Origin of the sequence: Achromobacter insolitus, assembly GCF_002209555.1 — a bacterium.
Classification (GTDB): domain Bacteria; phylum Pseudomonadota; class Gammaproteobacteria; order Burkholderiales; family Burkholderiaceae_B; genus Achromobacter; species Achromobacter insolitus.
Genome location: NZ_NJIF01000002.1, coordinates 636,249 through 657,007 on the forward strand (window position 1 = coordinate 636,249; position 20,759 = coordinate 657,007).

The 20,759-nt window shown below is 66.4% G+C and carries 17 protein-coding genes; 11 read left to right on the forward strand and 6 right to left on the reverse strand.

The genetic code is table 11. The features are described 5' to 3' along the window. Positions 1–2 precede the first annotated feature (2 nt). Positions 3–1,199, reverse strand: coding sequence for an efflux RND transporter periplasmic adaptor subunit (locus CEY08_RS08500; protein WP_082884481.1), 1,197 nt, complete (start codon positions 1,197–1,199; stop codon positions 3–5). 384 nt (positions 1,200–1,583) lie between these two features. Between CEY08_RS08500 and CEY08_RS08505 the strand changes: the two genes are divergently transcribed. The 3 genes from CEY08_RS08505 (at position 1,584) to CEY08_RS08515 (ending at position 4,822) form a co-directional block, all read left to right on the forward strand. After that, a complete protein-coding gene (locus CEY08_RS08505) occupies positions 1,584–2,651 on the forward strand; it encodes a LysR family transcriptional regulator (RefSeq protein WP_076817291.1) in 1,068 nt (355 codons plus the stop codon). A gap of 150 nt (positions 2,652–2,801) precedes the next feature. Continuing rightward, positions 2,802–3,902, forward strand: coding sequence for an AI-2E family transporter (locus tag CEY08_RS08510; RefSeq protein WP_042795418.1), 1,101 nt, complete (start codon positions 2,802–2,804; stop codon positions 3,900–3,902). A gap of 146 nt (positions 3,903–4,048) precedes the next feature. Further along, a complete protein-coding gene (locus tag CEY08_RS08515) occupies positions 4,049–4,822 on the forward strand; it encodes a phytanoyl-CoA dioxygenase family protein (RefSeq protein WP_076817294.1) in 774 nt (257 codons plus the stop codon). Between the two features lie 2 nt (positions 4,823–4,824). On the opposite strand, the gene CEY08_RS08520 is transcribed toward CEY08_RS08515, so the two are convergent. Next, the gene (locus CEY08_RS08520; protein ID WP_232033784.1) at positions 4,825–6,297 is read right to left on the reverse strand and encodes an MFS transporter; all 1,473 of its coding nucleotides are present in this window, start codon (positions 6,295–6,297) and stop codon (positions 4,825–4,827) included. Positions 6,298–6,394: 97 nt separating this feature from the next. Between CEY08_RS08520 and CEY08_RS08525 the strand changes: the two genes are divergently transcribed. The 4 genes from CEY08_RS08525 to CEY08_RS08540 all read left to right on the forward strand — a co-directional run bounded on the left by CEY08_RS08525 (position 6,395) and on the right by CEY08_RS08540 (position 9,927). Next, positions 6,395–7,285 (forward strand): helix-turn-helix transcriptional regulator, encoded by an 891-nt coding sequence (locus CEY08_RS08525; RefSeq protein ID WP_076817296.1) that lies wholly within the window; start codon positions 6,395–6,397, stop codon positions 7,283–7,285. A 91-nt stretch (positions 7,286–7,376) separates the two neighbouring features. Then, complete coding sequence (locus tag CEY08_RS08530) at positions 7,377–8,270, forward strand: DMT family transporter (RefSeq protein WP_076817299.1); 894 nt, start codon at positions 7,377–7,379, stop codon at positions 8,268–8,270. Positions 8,271–8,333: 63 nt separating this feature from the next. Further along, complete coding sequence (locus CEY08_RS30135) at positions 8,334–9,089, forward strand: PadR family transcriptional regulator (RefSeq protein ID WP_232033785.1); 756 nt, start codon at positions 8,334–8,336, stop codon at positions 9,087–9,089. A gap of 22 nt (positions 9,090–9,111) precedes the next feature. After that, entirely contained in the window at positions 9,112–9,927 is an 816-nt protein-coding gene (locus tag CEY08_RS08540) for a siderophore-interacting protein (protein WP_076817301.1), read from the forward strand. 14 nt (positions 9,928–9,941) lie between these two features. Here CEY08_RS08540 and CEY08_RS08545 read toward each other — a convergent pair whose 3' ends face one another. Beyond that, a complete protein-coding gene (locus CEY08_RS08545; protein WP_076817304.1) occupies positions 9,942–10,820 on the reverse strand; it encodes a LysR family transcriptional regulator in 879 nt (292 codons plus the stop codon). A 103-nt stretch (positions 10,821–10,923) separates the two neighbouring features. Between CEY08_RS08545 and CEY08_RS08550 the strand changes: the two genes are divergently transcribed. Next, entirely contained in the window at positions 10,924–11,784 is an 861-nt protein-coding gene (locus tag CEY08_RS08550) for an isocitrate lyase/PEP mutase family protein (protein ID WP_042795410.1), read from the forward strand. A gap of 10 nt (positions 11,785–11,794) precedes the next feature. On the opposite strand, the gene CEY08_RS08555 is transcribed toward CEY08_RS08550, so the two are convergent. Beyond that, positions 11,795–14,665, reverse strand: coding sequence for a WG repeat-containing protein (locus CEY08_RS08555; RefSeq protein ID WP_076817306.1), 2,871 nt, complete (start codon positions 14,663–14,665; stop codon positions 11,795–11,797). Next, a complete protein-coding gene (locus CEY08_RS08560; RefSeq protein WP_076818110.1) occupies positions 14,662–17,751 on the reverse strand; it encodes a WG repeat-containing protein in 3,090 nt (1,029 codons plus the stop codon). Before CEY08_RS08560 ends, CEY08_RS08555 begins: the two co-directional genes overlap by 4 nt. A 322-nt stretch (positions 17,752–18,073) precedes the next feature. Here CEY08_RS08560 and CEY08_RS08565 point away from each other — a divergent pair, with 322 nt between their 5' ends. Then, positions 18,074–19,315: an MFS transporter gene (locus tag CEY08_RS08565; protein WP_076817308.1), complete on the forward strand. Its 1,242-nt coding sequence runs from the start codon at positions 18,074–18,076 to the stop codon at positions 19,313–19,315. A 37-nt stretch (positions 19,316–19,352) separates the two neighbouring features. Here the strand turns inward: CEY08_RS08565 and CEY08_RS08570 are convergent, their stop codons facing one another. After that, a complete protein-coding gene (locus CEY08_RS08570; protein WP_063639410.1) occupies positions 19,353–19,733 on the reverse strand; it encodes a cupin domain-containing protein in 381 nt (126 codons plus the stop codon). A gap of 83 nt (positions 19,734–19,816) precedes the next feature. On the opposite strand from CEY08_RS08570, the gene CEY08_RS08575 reads away from it, so the two are divergent. Next, a complete protein-coding gene (locus CEY08_RS08575) occupies positions 19,817–20,041 on the forward strand; it encodes an Arm DNA-binding domain-containing protein (RefSeq protein WP_042795408.1) in 225 nt (74 codons plus the stop codon). An 11-nt stretch (positions 20,042–20,052) separates the two neighbouring features. Further along, a complete protein-coding gene (locus tag CEY08_RS08580; protein WP_076817310.1) occupies positions 20,053–20,601 on the forward strand; it encodes an ureidoglycolate lyase in 549 nt (182 codons plus the stop codon). Positions 20,602–20,759: the final 158 nt, after the last annotated feature.

Here is a 20,759-nt window from a genome sequence, read left to right on the forward strand (position 1 = left end):
GCTCAGTTCAGGGCAGCCGAAGCGGTCTTGACCGGGTTGCGTTGGGCCGCAACCATGGGGACGACGGTGGGCGTCACGGCATCGCCGGGACGGATGCGCTGCAGGCCGTTGACGACGATGCGTTCGCCGGCGGCCAGGCCGGAATCGACCACGCGCAGGCCTTCCTGGTTGGCGCCCAGCTTCACCTGGCGGTAGACGGCATGGTTTTTATCGTCCAGCACCAGCACATAGCGCTTGTCCTGATCCGTGCCGATGGCCTTTTCGTCGATCAGCACGGCCTGGCGCGGTTCGCTGCCGCCCAGGCGCACGCGGGCGTACAGGCCGGGCAGCAGCAGGCCATCGCTATTGTCGAACTCGGCCCGCACACGGATCGTGCCGGAGGTCGTGTCCAGGCGGTTGTCCACCGACTGCACGACGCCGGTGCGCGAATAGCCTTCCTCGTTGGCCAGGCCCAGCTCAACCGGGACGGAACCGGCACGGCCATTGCGCGCGGGGTTCACGTAGCGCAGGAAGGTCTGTTCGTCGACGTCGAAGGACGCGTACATCTTGGACACCGATACCAGCCGGGTCAGGGGCACCGACGCGGCGCCGGCGGCCACCACGTTGCCCACGGTGACCTCGGCGCGGGATACGCGGCCGGAGACGGGCGCCTCGATGCGGGTGTAGCCGAGGTTCAGCTTGGCATAGTCCAACGCGGCTTGCGCGCCCTGCAGATTGGCGGCCGCCTCGCGCGCGGCGTTCTGCTTTTCCTCGAAATCGCGGCGGGCGATGGCGTTGTCGGTCAGCAGGCGCTGGCCGCGGGCCAGTTCGCTGGCGGTGTACGAGGCGCGGGCGCGGGCGGCGGTCAGGGCGGCGGCGGCGCGGTCCACCTCGGCGGCATAGGGGCGGGGGTCGATGGTGAACAGCACGTCGCCCTTCTTGACGATGCTGCCGTCCTGGAAGTGCACGGCGGTGAGGGTGCCAGACACCAGCGGACGGATGTCGACGCGGTCGATGGCTTCCAGGCGGCCGGAGTAACGCTGCCAGTCCACAATGGTCTTGTTCAGGACCTCGGCCACTTCGACCGGCGGGGCGGCGGGGGCGGTTTGCGCCTGGGCGGCGTTGGCGCCGGCGGGGGCGCGGAACAGGGCGTAACCGCCACCGGCGGCGATGACGGCTGCAAATACGGCGAGCACAGCAATACGATTGCGCGAAACCATGATGTTTCCTTGAGAAATGATGGGGCGAAAGCGCGCTTGCCTGTGAGAGCCTGGGGGCGGGAGGCGGCTGTGGCGGTCCAGGGCAGGCCTGTCCTGAGGACCCGGCGTAAATGCTGCGATGCAACATGCAATACTGCTGCGCATCCCAGGCAAAGGCGCCTGATCGGGGCGGGTCTTTGCAGTTACCGGAATCTGAGGGTAGGCATGCCCTTTGGCGGCGCCTGGCGGCAAGGGCACTTCAAGATGGTTTGCATTCTGAGCGGTTTACGGGGTCGGATAAACCCGTATGTTTCGGCAACACTAGTCGCCAAGATCGACTAATCAACGTCGAAATCGGGTTATGCTCCGTCCACACCGACTATTTCCCCAAAGGACACCGTCGCCATGGACCGTTTTCAGGCTATGCAGGTGTTTGTGCGCGTCGTGGACGCCAATAGCTTCACCCGGGCGGCCGACAGCCTCTCGCTCCCGCGCACCACCGTTACCACCATCATTCAGAACCTAGAGCGCCTGCTGGGCGTGCGCCTGCTCAATCGCACGACGCGCCGGATCGGCCTGACGCCGGACGGCGCCGGCTATTACCAGCACTGCGTGCGCATTCTCGCGGACGTCGAGGAAACCGAGGCCTGCTTCCAGGAAGCGGCCCTGCGTCTGAAGGGACGCTTGCGCATCGACGTGCCCACTTGCATCGGGCGGCTGATCCTGATCCCCTCATTGTGTGATTTCCACGACAAGTATCCCGACGTGGAACTGGTGCTGGGTCTGGGCGACCGGCCGGTGGACATGGTGCAGGAGGCCGTGGACTGCGTGATCCGCGCCGGCGACCTGGAGGATTCCAGCCTGGTTGCGCGCCGCATCGGTACCCTGCAGAGCGTGACCTGCGCCTCGCCCACCTATGTGGCGCGCCATGGCCTGCCGCAGAGCATCGACGAACTGCGCGACCACCACGCCGTGCACTATTTCTCCAGCCGCACCGGACGCAACTGCGCCTGGGATTTCCGGGTCGACGGCAAGCACCAGGAAGTCGAAATGAAAGGCGTGGTGTCCGTGAACGAGTCCGGCGCCTACCTGGATTGCGGGCTGAAAGGCTTTGGCCTGATCCAGACCCCGCGCTACATGGCGCTGCCGCATCTGCAGTCAGGCGAGCTCATCGAAGTGCTGCCGCAATGGAAGCCCAGCCCCACGGCGATTTCGGTGCTGTATCCGCAAAGCCGCCAGTTGTCGCCCAAGGTGCGCGCCTTCACCGATTGGGCCGCCGAGCTGTTCGCCAGCTGCCCGCTCTTGAGCGGCCGCGACGAGACCGACCCGGCCGCCGCCAGCTGCAGCGTTTATGCGCGCCAGATCAGCCAGGCAAGCACGCTGGCCACGACTGCCCCCAAGCAGCCGGTTCTGGAGTACATGCAGCCGCGCCGCCGCAGCGCCCGCGAAGAGGCCGCGGAATACGCTTTGTGAGCGTCTGGCGTGGGGGGCGGTACCGCCCTCCACCCAGGGGAACACGGGAAACCCCGTAGTAAATACAGGCCTTGTGTCCCTCGAATTGCATGAAACGTCTGTATAGTCCGACAGTCAAAGCCTACAACGCACTTACTGTCGATCCGCTCCATGCAGCCTGTACTACCCGCTTACCTGATCGCCCGTTGGCTTTTGTTGCTCGTGCTGTTGGCGGGGGTGTACTTCCTTAGCGGTTTCCTCGTCCCCGCGCTTGCGGCGCTCATCATCGGCCTGGCCAGTTGGCCGCTGTACCAACGCCTGGTCGCGCGTTGCGGCGGCCGCACTGCGCTGGCAGCCTCATTGGCGCTGCTGGTCGTGATCGTCGTGCTGATCGTGCCGATGTCGCTGGCGCTGTCCTACGCCATCAAGGAAGCCAGTGCGTTCTTCGCCTGGGCGATCGCGGCCAACCGCCACGGCGTGGCCGTGCCCAACTGGATCACCTCCATGCCCGTCGTGGGCGAGCGCCTGGGCCAGTACTGGGAAAACTATATCGGCCAGCCCCACGCCTTGGGCGCGCTGGTCGAGGCCGTCAGCGGCGAGCATCTGGGCAATATCTACCGCATGGTCCTGGCCGCCACGGGCAACGTGTTCCAGCTGCTGCTGACCGTCCTCTTCATGCTGATCACGCTGTTCTTCGTCTACAAGGACGGCATCCGCATGGTGGCGCAGCTGGACGTGCTGGGCGAACGCATCCTGCCCGCGCGGTGGCAACGGTTCTCGCGCGTGGTGCCGGCCACCATCAACTCCACCGTTACCGGCATGGGCCTGATCGCCCTGGGCGAAGGCGTGGTGTTGGGCATCGCCTATTGGGTGGCAGGCGTGCCATCGCCCGTGCTGCTGGGCGTGGTCACGGGCTTCATGGCCCTGATACCCGGCGGCGCGCCGTTGTCCTTCACCCTGGTGTCGCTGTACCTGGTGGGCTCAGGCCACCTGGTGGCGGGCATCGCGCTGATGGTCTGGGGCAGCGTGGAACTCTTCATCGTCGACAAGACCCTGCGCCCGCGGCTGGTAGGCGGGCCGGTCAAGCTGCCTTTCCTGCCGACCTTCTTCGGCCTGGTGGGGGGCGTCAAGACGATGGGCATCGTCGGGCTGTTCGTGGGGCCGGTGCTGATGGCCCTGCTGGTGGCGGTATGGCGCGAATGGGTGCACCACGAAGTACAGGAACGCGACGCCGCCCGCATCAATCCGCCCGCCCAGCCTCCGGCCGCTTGAATGCCATGCGCGCAGCGCGGGCTTGGCGCAAGCCCTGAGCGCGTTTTGGTAATCTAGCCGTCCCCGCGTATGCCGGCCCTGGTCCGGTGCGCGCCTGCGCATTCGCAGACGCTTTGCAGCTTACGCCGCGGGGTGTGAGGATCGAGATGTCCGGGTTGTTGCCTGATGATCAGATAGCCGTCCTGCGAGAGCAGGGCTTCGTGGTGGCGCGCCAGTTCGCCAGCCCGGAACAAGTATCGGCGCTGCGCGCCGTGGCCGAGCGCCATTTGCGCGAGCATATCGCGCCCATCGAATACGAAGCGGATCTGCGCTATCCCGGCGCGCCCGAATCGCGCGCCGCTGAAGGCGGGCTGACCGTGCGCCGCCTCCTGAACGCCTATGCCCGCGACCCGCTGTTCGCGCAATGGGCCACCGACACGCGCATAGGCCAGTGGCTGGGGCGCTACTTCGGTGAAACGCCCGTGCTGTCCACCGTGCACCACAACTGTGTGATGACCAAGCACCCCGCCTACGGCAGTCTCACGGGCTGGCACCAGGACATCCGCTATTGGTCGTTTTCCGATACGGACCTGGTGTCCTGTTGGCTGGCGCTGGGGCCGGAAACCCGCGCCAATGGCGGGTTGTCGTTCATCCCGGGGTCGCACGCGGCAGCTTTCGCGCCCGAGCAATACGACGAGCAGAAATTCTTCCGCGACGACGCGCCCCAGAATGCCGAGTGGATCGCTCGCGCGGTCTGCCCCGAGTTGCAGGCGGGCGACGTGGTGTTCTTCCATTGCCGCACCTTGCACGCGGCCCAGGGCAATAGCAGCGACCGCGTGAAGCTGTCGGTGGTGCACACGTATCACCCGCAATCCTGCCATCCCGTGGCGGGCACGCGCTCGGCAAGCCAGCCGGGCGTGCCGCTCACCTGGATCGTCTGAACTTACGACGGCTCCCGGCCTGGGCCGGTCGCCCGCGCGCGCCGGCCCAGCCACCACAGGATGGCCGACGCAGCCAGGATCGCGGCAACGTTGAACTGCATGGCGCTGGCGAATGCGCGCGCATGGCGTTCTGCGGCGCTGACATCGGCATGCGCGGCCAGCGTGCCGGAAAACAGCAGGCCTGCGGCCGACACCCCCAGCGCCGCACCCACTTGCTGCAGAGTCGACACCACGCCCGCGGCCATGCCGGCCTGGCGGTCGTCCACCAGGCCCAGCGCCAGGTTCACCAGCGGCGTATTGACGGCGCCCTGGGCGGCGCCCAGCCACACCAGCGCCGGCAACAATGACCACGGGGCCAGGCTCGCGCCGGCCGCATCCACCTGCAGCATCAACGTTGCCGTCGCGCCGCCGTACAACAGCGCGGCCACCGCGATGGCGCGCGTGCCGAAGCTTGCGACCAGGCGCGGCGCCGCCAGCGATCCCGCTACGAAGCCCACGCTGGCGGGCGCAAAGATCAGGCCCGCCGTCAGGGCGTCCAGCCCGAAGCCTGTCTGCACCAGCAGCGCGTAGCAAAGAAACATTGCGCTCGCGGTCGAGAACACCAGCATCACCAGCAGGCAACCCGCCGCGAAGCGCGGCTGGGCCAGCAAGGCCATGTCCACCAGCGGAGCGCCGCCGCGGGCGGCGATGCGGCGTTGCAGATGGACGAACAGCGCCAGCGTGGTAACAGCCGCCACGCTGCAAGCCACTGTCCATGCCGGCCAATGCCGCGGCGGGCCTTCGATCAGTGCCAGCAGCAGCAAGGCCAGGCCGGCGCCCACCAGCGCCGCGCCGGGCCAGTCCATCGCGGCACTCGCAGGCTCGCGCGATTCCGGGATATGGCGCGCCAGCCGCCACGCCAGCAAGCCCAGCGGCACGTTGATCAGGAAGATGCTGCGCCATGCCAGGCCAAACAGGTCTGCATGCACGATCCAGCCGCCCAGCACCTGTCCGGCAATGGCCGCCAAGCCCAGGGTCATGCCCAATAGGCCGAACGCGCGGCGCCGCTCATGACCTTGATAGCTGACGCGGATCAGCGCGTACACCTGGGGAAACAGCATGGCCGCCGCCATGCCTTGCAGGATGCGCGCGGCGATCAGTGCGTCCGCCGTGGGGGCCAGTCCGCATAGCGCCGAGGCCAGTGCGAACGCGGCCATGCCCAGCATGAACAGTCGCCGCCGCCCGTGGCGGTCGCCCAGCCGGCTGCCGGCGATCAGCAATACGCCATAGGCCAATTCGTAGGCCGCGATGATGAAGCTGATCTGCGCGAAGCTGGCAGACAAGGTGGACTGCATGCTCGGTATGGCAACGTTTACGACGAACAGATCGAAGATCGTAATGAAGCCGCCGGACAGCAGCACGGCCAGGCCCAGCCGGCCCATCGCGGGCTGTGATGCGGCCCGGAGACCAGGGCGGAGGAGCGTCGAGGAAGTCATGGAAAGCGCCATCGGAGTCAGGATGAGCGCTATTCTGGAGAGGCTTTTAGCCTTATACAATTTAGCTGTTTATGCTATTACAACGTGCAATAGACTCATGACCGCGACTGAAGCCCCCAAGCGTCTGGAGCGCACCCGCGCCGACCTGTCCGAGTTCCTGCGCCTGCGCCGCGAACGGCTGACTCCCGCCCAACTCGGACTGCCCGCCGCGGGACGCAGGCGCACACCGGGATTGCGCCGCGAGGAAGTGGCCGCGTTGGCTGGCGTGGGCCTGGCCTGGTACACCTGGTTCGAACAAGGGCGCAACATCAGTGTGTCGGCCGGTTTTCTGGAAAACCTCGCGCGCGTCCTGAAACTGGACGCCGCGGAACGTCGGCACCTCTACCTGCTGGCGCACCAGCGTCCGCCGTCCGAACCGGGGCGCACATGGTGCACGGTGCCTGCGCAGGTGCGCCGCCTGATGGACGATCTGCCGGCGCGTCCCGCCTACATCCTGAACCTGCGCTGGGATGTCGTGGTGTGGAATGCCGCCGCGGACCGCGTGTTCAATTTTTCGGCGCAGGCGGCGGGGCGCAGAAACCTGTTGTGGATGTTGTTCGCGGACCCGGCGATGCGCGAACTGTTCGTGGACTGGCAGGCTCAAGCGCCCGCCATGCTTTCCACCTTCCGGCGCGATTTCGCCAGCGCGGGACAGGCGCCGGACGTGGCGGAACTGGTGGACGAACTCGAACGGGTGTCGCCGGACTTCAAGGCCCTGTGGCGCGTACACGATGTGCATGGGTCCTGCATGGGCCTGCGCAGCCTGCGGGTGCCTCCGCTGGGGGCCTTGGCGTTCGAGCATTCCACCTTGTCCGTGGACGAAAGCCGGCACTTGCGGCTGGTGGTCTATGCGCCGGCGCCGGATGAACCGAAGGCGGAGGCCTTCGAGCGCTGGCTCCGCACCCGCCAGGCTTCTCGGCCGCAATCCGGGCGTGGCACCAGGGAATAGGCGCGCCGTGGGTCTACGGACGCATGACGGCCGGCTCCTATAGTCGGGTCTTCTTCATACTGCCGCGTCCTGGCGGACAGGCCTGCCGCTCATGTTCTCCAATGCGCTTTCCCGCCGCCATGCCCTCCTGCTGCTGTGCGTGGTGGTGCTGGCCTGGGGCTTCACCTGGATCGTCAACAAGTTGCTGCTGGATTACATGACGCCCATCTGGGCGGCGGCCGCGCGCAGCATCGTGGGCACTGCCGCGCTGCTGGCGCTGGGGCTGGCGCTGCGCCGCGTGGCGTGGCCGGTCAAGGCCGACATCCCCGTGATCCTCAGCGTGGGGCTGCTGCACATGGGCGCCTTTGCCGCGCTGGTCAGCCTGGGCATGTTGTACGTGCCGGCGGGCCGGTCGGCGGTGCTGGCCTACACCACGCCGTTGTGGGTGATCCCGGGAGCCTGGCTCTTCCTGGGCGAACCCGTCAGGCGCGCCAGGCGGGCAGGGCTGGTCCTGGGTCTGCTGGGCGTGCTCGTTATTTTCAATCCCCTGGCCTTCGACTGGAGCAACCGCGACGCGCTGTACGGCAATGGCCTGATCCTGCTGGCGGCGCTGTGCTGGGCGGCCAACATCGTCTATGTGCGCGCTCATCGTTGGGTGACTCCGCCCTTTGAATTGGCGCTTTGGCAGGCGCTGCTGGCTTCCGCTGTGTTGTGCATCGTGGCCTATGCCGCCGAAGGCGCGCCCCGGGTGGCTTGGGACGCGGACTTGGGCTGGCTGCTGGGCTATGCAGGCGTGTTCGGCATCGCGGTGGCCCACTGGGCCGCGGTGAACGTGAACCGGTCGTTGCCCGCGGGCGTCACGTCCATCGGGCTGCTGGGCGTACCGGTATTCGGGCTGCTGTGTTCCGCCGTGGTCCTGCATGAGCCTGTCAACGCTTCGCTGCTGATGGGCATGGCGCTCATCGTGACCGGTATCGCCGCAGGGATGATCGAACGCCGCGCTTGACGCCCGGACGCTCACGGGTATATCGTAAGATATATATCGTAAGATACAAACCGGAGGTCAACCATGCGTGATGCCCAATTTCTTACCGCATTCGTGCGCCGTGCCCGCCAGAAGCAGCCGGGCCGCCACGGCCATTCCCATTCCCACGCACAACACCACCGCCACCATGGCGAGGGCCATGCGCACCATCAGCGCCACGCCGGCGCGGGCGGTGACTGGTTTTCGGGTCCAGGCGGCGAGCACGGCGAAGGCGGCGGCTTCGGGGGCGGCTTCGGCGACGACGGCCGCGCTTGGACCCGCAGCCGCAAGGTCTCTGCCGACGATCTGCAGCTCATGCTGCTGGGGCTGCTGGAAAAGAACCCCAGCCATGGCTACGAACTGATCAAGGCCCTCGGCGCACTTAGCAACGGCTTCTACACGCCCAGCCCCGGCATGGTGTATCCCGCCTTGACCTATCTGGAAGAGCTGGGCTACGCCACGGTGGAACAAGAGGGCGCGAAAAAGCGCTATCACCTGGCGGAGCCGGGGCGCGTCCATCTGGAGGGCAACCGTGAACGCCTGGCGTTGATGTTCAACAAGCTCAAGCACGTGGCGCGCAAGATGGACTGGATGCGTCAGGCATGGAGCGGCCAGCCGCGCAGCGTCGGCCCGGAAGGCGAGGACACCGCCACCGGCTGGCTGCCGGAATTCGTGGCGGCGCGCCAGGAGCTCAAGCGCGCGCTGCTGGACCGCACCGATGCCTCACCCGCGGAGCAGCGGCGCATTGCGGCCATCCTGGCCCGCGCCACCGCGGAAATCACAGCCAAGAGCTGTTCCTGATGACCTCATTTCCGGAGTTTCCATGACCCGCAACGACCTGAATGTCGAACGCGTCCGCCACAACCTGAAGATGCGCACGTTGACCGTGGCCAATGTCGAGCGCATTGCCGGCCTGCTGGCCCGCATTACTTTCACTGGCGACGAGCTGGAGGACTTCGTGTCCGCCTCGTTCGACGACCACGTGAAGCTGTTTTTCCCTGCCGATCCTTCCTTGCCGCCGGTCCTGCCGCTCGCCAGCGCGGATGGCATCAAGTTTCCCGACGACGCGCCCAAGCCCGCCGCACGCGACTACACGCCGCGCTATTTCGACGCGGCGCGCAAGGAACTCGTAATCGATTTCGTCCTGCACGGCGATGGTCCTGCCTCTACCTGGGCCGAACAGGCGCGGCCCGGCCAGCTGCTGGGCATAGGCGGGCCGCGCGGCTCTTTCGTCGTGCCCAAAGGCTTCGACTGGCATGTGCTGATTGGCGACGAGACCGCCTTGCCCGCCATTGCGCGCCGCCTGGAAGAACTGCCGGCCACGACGCAGGCGCTGGTGGTGATCGAAGTGCCAGACGCCTCCAACGAGATCCCGCTGGCGACCCAGGCGCAGGCTTCCGTACGCTGGCTGCACCGCAATGGCACGGCCGCCGGGTATAGCACCTTGCTGCTGGAAGCGGCGCGCGACCTGGTGTTGCCGCCTGGCGAAGGCTATGCCTGGGTTGCCGCGGAATCCGCGGCTGCCAAGGCCGTGCGGGAAATCATGGTGATGCAGCACGGCGTCGACAAGACCCGCATACGTGCCGCCAGCTATTGGAAGCGTGGCGCCGTGGCCGTGCACGAATCGCACGAAGGTTGATCCGCCACGAGCTTTCAGCCGCCCGCCAAGGCCAGCAGATTGCGCACGCGTCCGCCCGCGCCTTGCTGGCGCACCGCCAGGCCCAACACCGCGCGCGGCCAGTCCAGCGCGAAGGGGCGGTAGACGACGCCGTCAGGACGCAGATGGCGCAGCGACTCCGGTACGACGGCCACGCCCATGCCCGCTGCCACCAGATTCACGGCCGATGACAGTTGCGGCGCGCGTTGGCCGATCTGCGGATTCAGGCCATGTTGGCGGCAGGCCGCCATGATGTCGGCGCTGAGTCCGTAGCCCGATTTGCGTGAATACAGGATGAAGCGCTCCAGTTCCAGGTCGGCGGGCGCGAGCCGCTTGCGCCGCGCCAGCGGATGCCCCAGCGGCAGCGCCACCACCAGCGGCTCTTCCACCAATTGCGTGAACGCAAGGCCGCCATCAAGCGCGAAGGGCGGCCGCACGAAGGCCGCGTCGATCGCGCCGCTGCGCAGTTGCGCCACCAGCGTTTCACTATCCCCCTGCGACAGCGTCATTTCCACGTCGGGATACCGCTGCCGGTATTGCCGGATCAGCTCGGTCACCACGCCGCTGAAAGACGCGGACTCCGTGAACCCCAACGTTAGCTCGCCGACTTCACCGCGGGCGGCGCGCTGCGCTGTCTGTACGGCGGCGTCCGCGCGCCGGAGGATGTCCTGGGCGCAGGCAAGAAAGGCGCGGCCGGCGTCGTTCAGCACGACACCCCGTCCGCTGCGGTCGAACAACGGCGTGCCGACTTCCTGTTCCAGCTGGCGGATCTGCTGCGACAGCGGCGGCTGAGCCATGCCCAGCTGTTCAGCGGCGCGCGTGAAGTGCTGGGCCTCGGCGGTGGCGACGAAATAACGCAGGTGGCGCAGTTCCATATCCGTACTTTAAAAGTATTAATTATCTATTTTCCATATATTGGACATTCTATTGCGAGGCGCCGATCATGCATACATCGACGACCTCCGCAAAGGAATCCGCATGACTGCCCCCCTCAAATCCAGCACTTTGCTGCGCCAGCACCTGGCGCGTGACATTGTCGTGGCGCCCGGCGCCTATGACGGCATGTCAGCCCGCCTGGTGGCGGCCGCGGGTTTTTCCGCCGTCTACGCCAGTGGCGGGGCCATCGCGCGCGCCGCCGGCTATCCGGACATCGGTTTGTTGAGCTTTACCGAAGTGATGGACCGGGTTGAGAAGATCGTGGACGCCAGCGGCCTGCCGGTGGTGGCTGATGCCGATACCGGTTTTGGCGGGTCCGCCAACGTGGAGCGCACCGTGCGCATCATGGAACGGGCCGGCGTGGCCGCCTTCCATATCGAAGATCAGTCCTTCCCCAAGCGCTGCGGCCATCTGGATGACAAGAGCCTGGTGGACGCCGAGGAAATGTGCCGCAAGGTGCACATCGCGCGCCAGACCCTCAGCGATGCCGACGCCTTGGTCATCGCTCGCACCGATGCGATCGCCGTGGAAGGCTTCGAGGCCGCGTTGTCTCGCGCCGAACGCTACTTGAAGGCGGGCGCGGACATGATTTTCGTGGAGGCGCCCGAGACGCTGGAGCAGATTCGCGCCATCGCCGAGCGCTTGCCGGGCCTGAAGCTCATCAATATGTTCTATGGCGGCAAGACGCCGCTCACGCCACTGGCCGACCTGGCGGCCATGGGTTACCGGTTGGCGATCATACCGTCGGATCTGCAGCGCGCCGCCATCCACGCCATGCAGGCCACGCTCGCCGCGATCAGGCAGACAGGCGACAGCAGCGCGCTGTCCGATCAGCTCACCAGCTTCAAGGAGCGGGAAGAGATCGTACAGACGCGCCGCTATCTGGCGCTGGACGCGCAATAGGCGCGCGCCCTCAGCGGGCGCAGCGGCTGGGCAGGCTCAATGGCCACAGCCGCTGGTTGTGCGAACCGTACAGCGTGCGCACGCCGCATTCCATTTCCACGCGCGCGACCTGCCTGCCGGTCGGGTCGATGATCATCGACGCGTCCAGCGTGGACACGACGGCGCGGCCATTCTGGAATGGGGCGACCACCCGGTAATCGGCGGCAATCGCCATCTTGCCTTGGGCGTCCACGTAGCCATAACCGCTGTCCACGCCGACCGGAGCCAGGCCTTCGCGCAGCGGACCGAGCGAGTCGAACGCGGGGCCAGTCAAAGCGCCCTTGTCGTCCACGGCGCGCATGCCCCGGTTGGACACGCGCGCCACGGCGCGTCCTTCCGAAAATCCCGATGCATGGCCTTCGACAGAGAGGCGCTTCTTGCCGTCCAGGCCGGTGTAGTCGGTCATCTCCCGGTTGCCCGAGTAATAGTGCCGCAGCAGCATATCGGAGCCCTGCGGCCAGCGCCATTCGCCGGCGGGCAGGGCGGTCACGATCTTGCCCTGGTCGTCGATCAGGCGCGGGCCGTCCTCGCCCGTGAGCAGGGCGCGGGCGGGTGCGCCACGGAAGGTGCCGGCGACGGCGGAAAAAGGCTTGATCCGCCATTGCCCTTGGTCGTCCAGGTAGCCGCTGCGGGGCGCGCGGCGCAGTATCGTCCAGTCGCCCATGCGCACGTAGTCCGCGTCTTCCATGTCCACCGCGTCGGAACCGTCGGGCGTAATGACCCAGCGGCGCTGGTCGTCGCTTGCCGCGATCGAGCCGTCGCTATCCACGCCGACCGAGAGCTTGGGCCGGAAGGCGGTCAGCGCGCGGCCCTGCGCATTGAAGACGGCGGCGGGGCGCTCATACTCGTTTTGCTGGGGGCCGGCCTGGCGCAGCTTCCAGACCTGGGCGGTAATGCGTTCGGCGCTGTGGTGGCTGGGAGGCACGATCCACTTGCCTTGCAGGTCTATGATCCCGACGCGGTCCTGGCCCAGCGAAGCGACAGCCTGTCCGTCCTGGAAGATGCCGATGTCCTGGAACGCGGGCGCGGCGATTTCCTTGCCGGCAACGAAGTCGTACAGGCCCCAAGGCGAGCCTTCCGCCGCGGTCTTGAGGAAACGGACGACGCCGGGAGCGACGATCTGTGCCTCAAAGAAGTCGCGGGGCAGGTCGTAGGTCTTTCCGCTGCGGTCCAGCATGCGGCTCGCGCCGCCGGCGTAAGCCTGCGCATAGCCATGACGGAACGGCCCGATATGTTGCTGCACGGGCAGGTCCATGGGCTTGCCCATGGCATCCAGCAGCAGCAGGCCATCGGCGGTCTGCGCGGCATAGCGCAGCTGTTCAGCCTTGAGTCCGGCCGCCTCCGCCTCGGCCTGCAAGCCATAGTCTTCGTCGGATCCGTCCAGCGGGATGATGTTGCTCCAGCCCGGGTCGGACGCGATGCCGCCGTCGGCCAGCAGCAGGCCCGCGCCGCCTTCGGCGCACTGACAGTGATCCTGGGCAAGCAGGCCCAGCGCACTGCCGGGCAAGTCCAGCGGTAGTTCCTTGAGCGAGCGGCTCTTGGCGGCCTCGACCGTTTCTGGCTTGAGCAAGGCGCGGCCCTCGTCATCCAGCACGTTGAGCAGTTCGCCTTCCTGCTTGAACAGCCACAGCTTGCCCTGGCTGACCACCATTCTGCCGATGTCCTTGACCCAGGCGGGAGCGGTTTCGCCATGCAGCCAATTGCCCATGGGCGTCAGCAGGCCCACGGGGACGCGTTCCTCGTTCGAGAACAGCACATAGCCATTCTGGTTCTCCGCCACGAACAGGCCCGCGCCCAGCGTCAGCGGTTCCGAGCGGCCTGGAATCAGCGCCATCTGCTTGCCGCCCGAGGGGTAGACGATGGCATCGCCGTAACGCTGCGATTCCTGCGCTTCGGCGGACTTGAGCGTAATGACGGGCTTGCCGCCGCTATCCAGCACCACATAGGAATTGCGGCTGAGCTCGGCGCTCCAGAATGCCTTGGTCACGGGCATCAGGCTGCGGTAGCCCTGGTCCGCGCCCACGGGCTTGCCTTCGTGGTCCAGCAGCAGCGCACGGGTTTCGCTGTAGGCGACGGCCATCGAACCGTCTTCACCCGGCACCGAGATATCCTGGTAGTCGGGTTGCACCACCCACTTCCAGTCACGGTCCGTCAGGCCATACCGTCCTTCCCCGTTCATGGCGATGTACAGGCCGTTGCCATAGGACTTGACGATGCTGACGCCCGCGTCGCTGTAGCGGCGTTCGCCGGTGCTGGATCGATACTCCGGCTTGTACTCGACCGTTGCCAGCGCCGGCACGCCGGCGCCCAAATGCAAAGACCGCACGCTTTCGTCCAGCGGTTCGCCCACGGGTTGACCCTTGCGGTCGATCAGTTGGTAACGGCCGTCCTGCGTGACGACGGCCAGGCCGATCTCGGCGTAGTCCTGCACGGCGTCATAGCGTGGTGGCACCGCCATCCGGCCTTTGGTGTCGATAAACCCCCATTTGCCCTGCCATTTCACGGCGGCCAGACCGTGCCGGAAATCGCCCACCGCTTCGAAGATGGGCGAAATCGCCAGCCGGCCGTTCTGGTCCAGGAAGCCCCAGGCATGGCGGCGCAGCGATTGATCGGGTGGCACGCGGTTGATGTTCACCAGGGCGGATGGCAGCAGCACCGCGGCGCGCTGGTCCGCAAGCGTACGGATGCAGCCATTGGCGTAGGGACTGATATCGTCGTCGGCCGCTACGCTATAGGGCTTTTCATCGATGCAATATGAGTATTGCGCATGCGCCGACAGGGACGCGCCCAGCGCGGCCAGGGCGCAGGCAAGGCGGGTGGTGCGTATCGCGCGTGACTTCATGGTTGTTCCGCTTTGGCGTTGTCGGGGGCGAGTTCGAACTTGTCGGCCACGGGGCAATCCATCTTCTGTTGCGGCCAAGTGATCCTGCCCTGGTCGTCCAGGATCGTCACCGTGTCGCAGACTTCGGTGAACGTGGCGATGGGCACGCCTTTGGTGTCGATGTACTGCGTGTTCCGGCTCTGGTAGTTGCTGCGCACCAGCGCGCGTTCCTCGCTGAAGTTGCCGGCCCACGTAAAGACGGGCGGGATTGCGTAGCGTCCCGTCAGGTCGATGTAGCCATAGAACTTGCCGGAATACTGCAGGCGGCGGGCCACGGCGAGGCCATTGTTCAGCGGGCCCAGCGAGTCGAAATGCGGACCCACGATGCGTTTGCCGCTGGCATTGATGAAGCCTTGCCTGCCGTTGCCCGAGCTGCCGCGGTAGGGCGCCACGCCTTCGTTCGCGCTATGGTCCTCCACGCTGTAGGTGCCGTCGATGCGGGTGATCTCACGGCCCTGCAGGTCCGTCATGATGCTTACGGAGTTCTCCGAGTCGTGGAACACGATGCGTTGCATGGATGCCAGCGGCGAACCGTCACCCAGCTTGGAGAGCATCGTCTTGCCTTCCTGGTCGATCAGTCGGTAATTGGACCCGGTATACGCGCGCGCCAGCCCCTCGGGCTGCGCGAAGAAGGGATTGAATTCGCCATAGATGGCGGGGACCTTCATGTTGCCGCGAGCGTCGATGGCACCCTTGCGGTCTTCGTGCTCGATATAGAGCCACTGCTGGTATAGCTCGTGGCGCTTGGCCCGTCCGTCGGAAACCCGCGCGGCGCCGCCATTGGCGTCGAACACGACGGTTCCGCCGCCCGTCAGCTCGCCCAGGTAGCGTCCGTCCTCCAGGCGCTGCGGCTTGCCGGTGAGACGCTCGCTGGGTTTTCCCGTCCGCAGGTTCACCAGGCGGTAGCGGGTGTCGAACGAACTGCGGTTGCGCGTTCCGGGCTCGTTGTCCTCGACCAGCATGAGGCCGTTGCCCAGGTACTCCAGCTTGTAGGAACTTTCCTGCGTGGCGGGCACTATCCATTTGCCCTCGCGATTCATCACGCCCCAGCGGTCCTGGTGCTGGACCTTGGCCCAGTCGTCCTCGAACTTCTCCATGCTTTCATAAGCCGGCTTGACCGCGGGCGCGCCCTTGGCGATGTTCCAGATGCCCCAGCGGCTCTGGCGGTTTTCGTCCGGCGCGCGGTATTGGACCAGATCGCCGTCGAAATGTATGGCGCCGTCCAGCACCTCGGCGGGGACTGCGACGGCCTTGCCGTGGGCGTCGATCACCAGGCCGTTGTCATTGCGGCTGCGCGCTGCGCCCGCCAGCGCGTAGGCGCCGCGGAACGGGCGGATGACGCTGTAGCGGGGGGGAACCGACCAGTTGCCGTCGGCATCGATCGCGCCGTACTTCCCGCTGGCGGCGCGTACCGGCAGCGGCATGGACGCGTCATGGCTGGACATGTCCTCCCAGTCCGGATTGGTCACGATCTTGCCCTTGGACGTCAGGATGCCCAGAGGCTGTTTGTAGTCCAGGGGGCGCAGCACGGCCAGCGGCAAGCTGTCCGCCGTGGCGCGGCCACGGGCGGTCTCGCTGGCGGAAATGGCTCTGATGTCGTAATCCTGCAATCGCGCGATGGTGTCGGCATCCAGCAGCGGCTTGCCTTCGCGCGTGTAGATCTGCAGCAGGCCGCCGCCCGCGTCGGGGGCAGCATCCGCGCTGGTCGCATCCGCCGCGGCCTCCGCAGCGGCCGCCACAGCCTCGGAAGCCGCGTCCATCGCCGCAGGCGTGGCCACATCGACAGCCACGGCGGCAACGGCAGCATCCGCCGCCTCCGCGTCCGGCATGGCGCTCGTCGCGTCGGCCGAGGCCTCCACTGCCTCTCCGGGGCCATCGTCATCGGATGCGGCGGCCGTGCCGGTCGCAGCCGCATCGGCGGCCACGGCTGCTGCATCGGCGGCACCGACCGCCAGCTCGCCAGCACGCGGCGGCAGCGATGCCGTCACCCATGCCTGACCGTTGCTCAGCTGCACGCGGCCATTGCGCGCGTCTATCTTGCGGAACTTGCCTGCGGGGTCGATCAGCAGCACGGCATCGTCGTCGATCATGACGCCCCAGCCGTCGCGTTCGTCCAGTCCGATGTAATCGCCCTTGAATGCATGCTGGACGCCGAGCTTGCCGTTCAGCAACAGTGCCTTGCCCGCGCCCTTCTGTTTGACCAGCCACAGCCCGGGGCCGGCCAACTGCACATGCTCGTAGCGTTTCTCGTGGATGGCCTTGCCTTGCGTGTCGACGAACTGCCAACCGTCGTCCCGGCTCACCGCCAGCACGTTGCCATCACGCAGCGCGGGCTCGCGGGCGCGCAGCACGTCCGGCATGACGGCCCAGCGCGCCTGTTCGTCCAGCAGGCCCCACCAGCCGCCGTAGCGCGAATCGCGTAGCTGCGCGGGCAGATAGCCGCCGCTGGGCGCGGCCAGCGCCATCACGCCGGCGGGCAGCGCTGCGGCCTTGCCGGTCGCGGTGTTGAACAGGCGCGGCGACATGGGCATTTCCATGGACGCCAGCTTCTGCCCTCGCTCGAATCCCCATGAGCGCGTGCCCAGCTCGAAGGTCTTGACGACCTGGCCGGTGCGATCGATCAACACGTCGTGACCCTGTTCCTCGGCCAAAGCAGTGCCTTCGGCGTTGAACCCCGTAGCCTCCGAAAAGCGTGGCTTGATGGCCCATCGGCCTTGCTTGTCGATGTAGCCCCAGAGTCCGTCCTGGCTAACTGCGGCCAGGCCATTCTGGAAGGACTTGGCCTCTTGGAACGCGGGCGCGATGGCCATGCGGCCCTGCTTGTCGAGATAGCCCCAGCGTCCGGAGTCATCGTTGGCCGACCCCGTCAATACGGCGGCCAGGCCGTCGTGGAAGGCCAACTGGCACTCCAGGTCGGCGCCGTGGTATTCGTTGTAGCCGGGGGCGCACCGGTTCATCCAGCTGGCCAGCGCTACGCTGGGCAGGGCAGGCAAGGTGGCCAGTGCCACGGCCAGCGCCAGGGGTTTAAGGGCGAGCGGGGTCTTCATCGCGTAGCGGCGCGGGTTGTAACCGCGCAAACGTAAAGGCCGGGCTGGGCGTGCCACATGGTCGTATGCCTGCCAAGAAAGATGCGAAGGCAGCACTGTAACCAGCGTCCGCAGGCAATGACGTGGTAAATGTAACTGTAGAAAACAAAGCGTTAACAGGCTACCGATGCTGCCTGGCCAGGCTGGCTTCCACCCCGCGCTGACATTCCCGCAAGGCATGCAGCGGACAAAAAATAATCGGTTGATGCGCGGGCGCGGCCGCCCTGTAATGGACGCCGGTGCCTGCCTGCATGGAGGCTACGTTCCACTTACGAGGTTCGTCATGCCTGTCCCGCGCAAGTCTTCCCTGAATGCTTCTCAGCTGTGGCTGCTGGTCCTGGCCGGTGGTGTGATCATGGGCCTGGCGCTGGGCGTGCGCCACGTGCAGGGGCTGTTTCTCTTGCCCGTGACAATGGACAGGGGCTGGAGCCGGGAGACCTTCGCCATGGCGTTGGCCGTGCAGAACCTGACATGGGGGGTGGTCCAGCCCTTCACCGGCATGATTGCCGACCGCTACGGCTCCGCCAAGGTGATCGCGGGCGGATTGGTTTTCTATGCCTTGGGCGTGGCGGGCATGGCGTATGCCGCGACGCCAGCGGCATTCCTGTGGACGGCAGGCGTATGCATCGGCATCGCGTTGTCAGGCACCGCCTTTGCGGCGATCTACGGCGCCCTCAGCCGGCTGGTGGCGCCCGAACGCCGCAGCTGGGCGCTGGGCGTGGCGGGCGCGGTGGGCGGATTGGGGCAGTTCACCATGGTGCCGGCAGCTCAATGGCTGATCGGCGGTTGGGGCTGGGTTGCGGCCTTGCTGTCGTCCGCCCTCTTGCTGATCATGTTGCTGCCTCTGGCGTTGCCCCTGAGGGAGTCCGACCGTCGGGAGCAGGGCGCGTCACCAGGCGAGGCGGGACTCTCCATGCGGCAGGCCATACGCGAAGCTTTCGCCCAGCCCGGCTTCTGGCTGTTGAACCTGGGTTTCCTGGCCTGCGGCTTCCAGCTGGCCTTCATCGGCACGCACTTGCCGGCATACCTGATGGACAAGGGCTTGCGCGCGTCCGATGCCGTGGCGGCGCTGGCCATCATCGCGTTGACCAACGTCATGGGTACCTATGTCTGCGGCGTCCTGGGCGGCCGCCATCGCCGTAAGTACCTGCTGGCCGGCATCTATCTGCTGCGCACGGCTGCCATTGCGCTGTTTGTGCTGTTGCCGCTGTCGTCATGGACCGTCTATCTGTTTGCGGCAGTCATGGGTTTCGTCTGGCTGGGCACCGTGCCGCTGACCAACGGCCTGATCTCCCAGGTATTCGGCGTGCGCTACATCACGACCCTGTTCGGCTTCGTATTTTTTGGGCACCAGCTAGGTTCCTTCCTGGGCGTCTGGCTGGGCGGCGTGGTGTTCGAGGCCACGGGGTCCTATGACCTGATCTGGCTGGGCGCGATGGCGCTGGGAGTGCTGTCGGCGGCGCTGCATTGGCCCATAGACGACCGCGAAATCCGGCGCGTCGGCGCCGCCAGTGCGGCAGGCTAGCAGAAGCTCGCCGCGGCACGGGGCGGCCAGCATTGAATCAAAGCGGCCGGTGCTGCGTGCCTGCGCCCATGGTGATGTGCAGCATGCGGCAGGGGCCGGCCACCTTGAGCGTATGCCAGATGCCCTTAGGGATCACGTAGGCGTCGCCTGCCTGCATCGGTACGGCCTGCTCGCCCGTCGGCCATTCCAGCCGCAGTTCCGCCGTGCCTGCGATCAGACGCACGATCTCGTCGGCCTGCGGATGCATTTCCCATTGGGGCCAGTCCGTCTCGAAGGCGTATTCGGACACCAGCCAGCCGCGGCCGAATCTCTCCAGTTCCTCTTCAGGTTGCGACCAGAAGGCGTTGCCGCCTTCGACGGCGGTACAGGCGCCGGAGGCGTCCAGCAGGAGATAGTGCGACGACAGATTGGTAGTCATGTTGCGCTTCCTGGAGTGAGGGGGATCAGGTCAGTGTAAAGCGATATCATGTGCATCTTCATCGGCTATAACAGGAGAAGGCGATGCGCCAGGGATTCGATGGGGTCAGGCCCGCGTCCGAGTCTTCCATCGAGATCGGCTTCTTCTATGAAGGCCGGCATTGCGTCGAACGCATCCGGGCCAAGCCTACCGCCGCCAACCTCAAGCGCGCCGCCGACAGGCGCGCCGCCATACTCGAGGCCATTGCGCGCGGTGAGTTCGACTACGGCGCCGAGTTTCCCAAGCGCGGCGGCGCGACCAAGCCATAACAGGGTTCCGCATGACGAGCGACAAGCAACTGGACATCAACGATCTGACCCCGGACGCCTTTAGGCCCTACGGCTGGATGCTGGGCAAGCCCATGCCGGACGGCAACGGCGTGCCGCTGTTCTCCAACCAGGACACCGACTTCTGGCAGGAACACCTGTTCAACACCGGCGCCGGCGGCGATGCCGAGTTGCTGTGGGTCAACTACCGCAGCCAGTCCTTCGAGATCTCCAGCCTGGAAAAGCACTTGCTGACGCAGCAAGCCATCGTGCCATTGACGGGCGAGATCATCCAGATCGTGGCGCGTAGCGCCGCCGACGGCACCCCCGACCTGGCGACGCTGGCGGCATTTCGCGTGCCCCAGGGGCAGGGTGTCTGCATGCGTCCGGGCTGCTGGCACGCCACGCGCGTCACGGACGATGAAGTCACCTGCCTGATGCTGACCCGCCGGTCCACGACCGTGGACCTGATCCAGCACCTGACCACGGACGCCAACGCCAGCGAAAGCGCCATTGCTGCCATTCCCGTCCAGCGCCTCGAAGGCCAGGTAGAGGCCGTCTGAACCCGGGGCGCCGCCCACCGCAATGGCCGCATGCATGCGGCCGCGGCCTTGCGCAGGCATGGGCTGGCGCGGCTTCTGCGCTGGCTCGCCATTTCTTCTACATCGCCGGGAAATATGCCAGAATTCCCCGGAATTTACGCTTTGAACGCGGCGCCGCG

What these genes read in the sequence shown, in the direction of transcription:
- CEY08_RS08500 (WP_082884481.1), bottom strand. Translation starts at nt 1,199, where the DNA reads ATGGTTTCGCGCAATCGTATTGCTGTGCTCGCCGTATTTGCAGCCGTC.
- CEY08_RS08505 (WP_076817291.1), top strand. Translation starts at nt 1,584, where the DNA reads ATGGACCGTTTTCAGGCTATGCAGGTGTTTGTGCGCGTCGTGGACGCC.
- CEY08_RS08510 (WP_042795418.1), top strand. Translation starts at nt 2,802, where the DNA reads ATGCAGCCTGTACTACCCGCTTACCTGATCGCCCGTTGGCTTTTGTTG.
- CEY08_RS08515 (WP_076817294.1), top strand. Translation starts at nt 4,049, where the DNA reads ATGTCCGGGTTGTTGCCTGATGATCAGATAGCCGTCCTGCGAGAGCAG.
- CEY08_RS08520 (WP_232033784.1), bottom strand. Translation starts at nt 6,297, where the DNA reads ATGACTTCCTCGACGCTCCTCCGCCCTGGTCTCCGGGCCGCATCACAG.
- CEY08_RS08525 (WP_076817296.1), top strand. Translation starts at nt 6,395, where the DNA reads ATGACCGCGACTGAAGCCCCCAAGCGTCTGGAGCGCACCCGCGCCGAC.
- CEY08_RS08530 (WP_076817299.1), top strand. Translation starts at nt 7,377, where the DNA reads ATGTTCTCCAATGCGCTTTCCCGCCGCCATGCCCTCCTGCTGCTGTGC.
- CEY08_RS30135 (WP_232033785.1), top strand. Translation starts at nt 8,334, where the DNA reads ATGCGTGATGCCCAATTTCTTACCGCATTCGTGCGCCGTGCCCGCCAG.
- CEY08_RS08540 (WP_076817301.1), top strand. Translation starts at nt 9,112, where the DNA reads ATGACCCGCAACGACCTGAATGTCGAACGCGTCCGCCACAACCTGAAG.
- CEY08_RS08545 (WP_076817304.1), bottom strand. Translation starts at nt 10,820, where the DNA reads ATGGAACTGCGCCACCTGCGTTATTTCGTCGCCACCGCCGAGGCCCAG.
- CEY08_RS08550 (WP_042795410.1), top strand. Translation starts at nt 10,924, where the DNA reads ATGACTGCCCCCCTCAAATCCAGCACTTTGCTGCGCCAGCACCTGGCG.
- CEY08_RS08555 (WP_076817306.1), bottom strand. Translation starts at nt 14,665, where the DNA reads ATGAAGTCACGCGCGATACGCACCACCCGCCTTGCCTGCGCCCTGGCC.
- CEY08_RS08560 (WP_076818110.1), bottom strand. Translation starts at nt 17,751, where the DNA reads ATGAAGACCCCGCTCGCCCTTAAACCCCTGGCGCTGGCCGTGGCACTG.
- CEY08_RS08565 (WP_076817308.1), top strand. Translation starts at nt 18,074, where the DNA reads ATGCCTGTCCCGCGCAAGTCTTCCCTGAATGCTTCTCAGCTGTGGCTG.
- CEY08_RS08570 (WP_063639410.1), bottom strand. Translation starts at nt 19,733, where the DNA reads ATGACTACCAATCTGTCGTCGCACTATCTCCTGCTGGACGCCTCCGGC.
- CEY08_RS08575 (WP_042795408.1), top strand. Translation starts at nt 19,817, where the DNA reads ATGCGCCAGGGATTCGATGGGGTCAGGCCCGCGTCCGAGTCTTCCATC.
- CEY08_RS08580 (WP_076817310.1), top strand. Translation starts at nt 20,053, where the DNA reads ATGACGAGCGACAAGCAACTGGACATCAACGATCTGACCCCGGACGCC.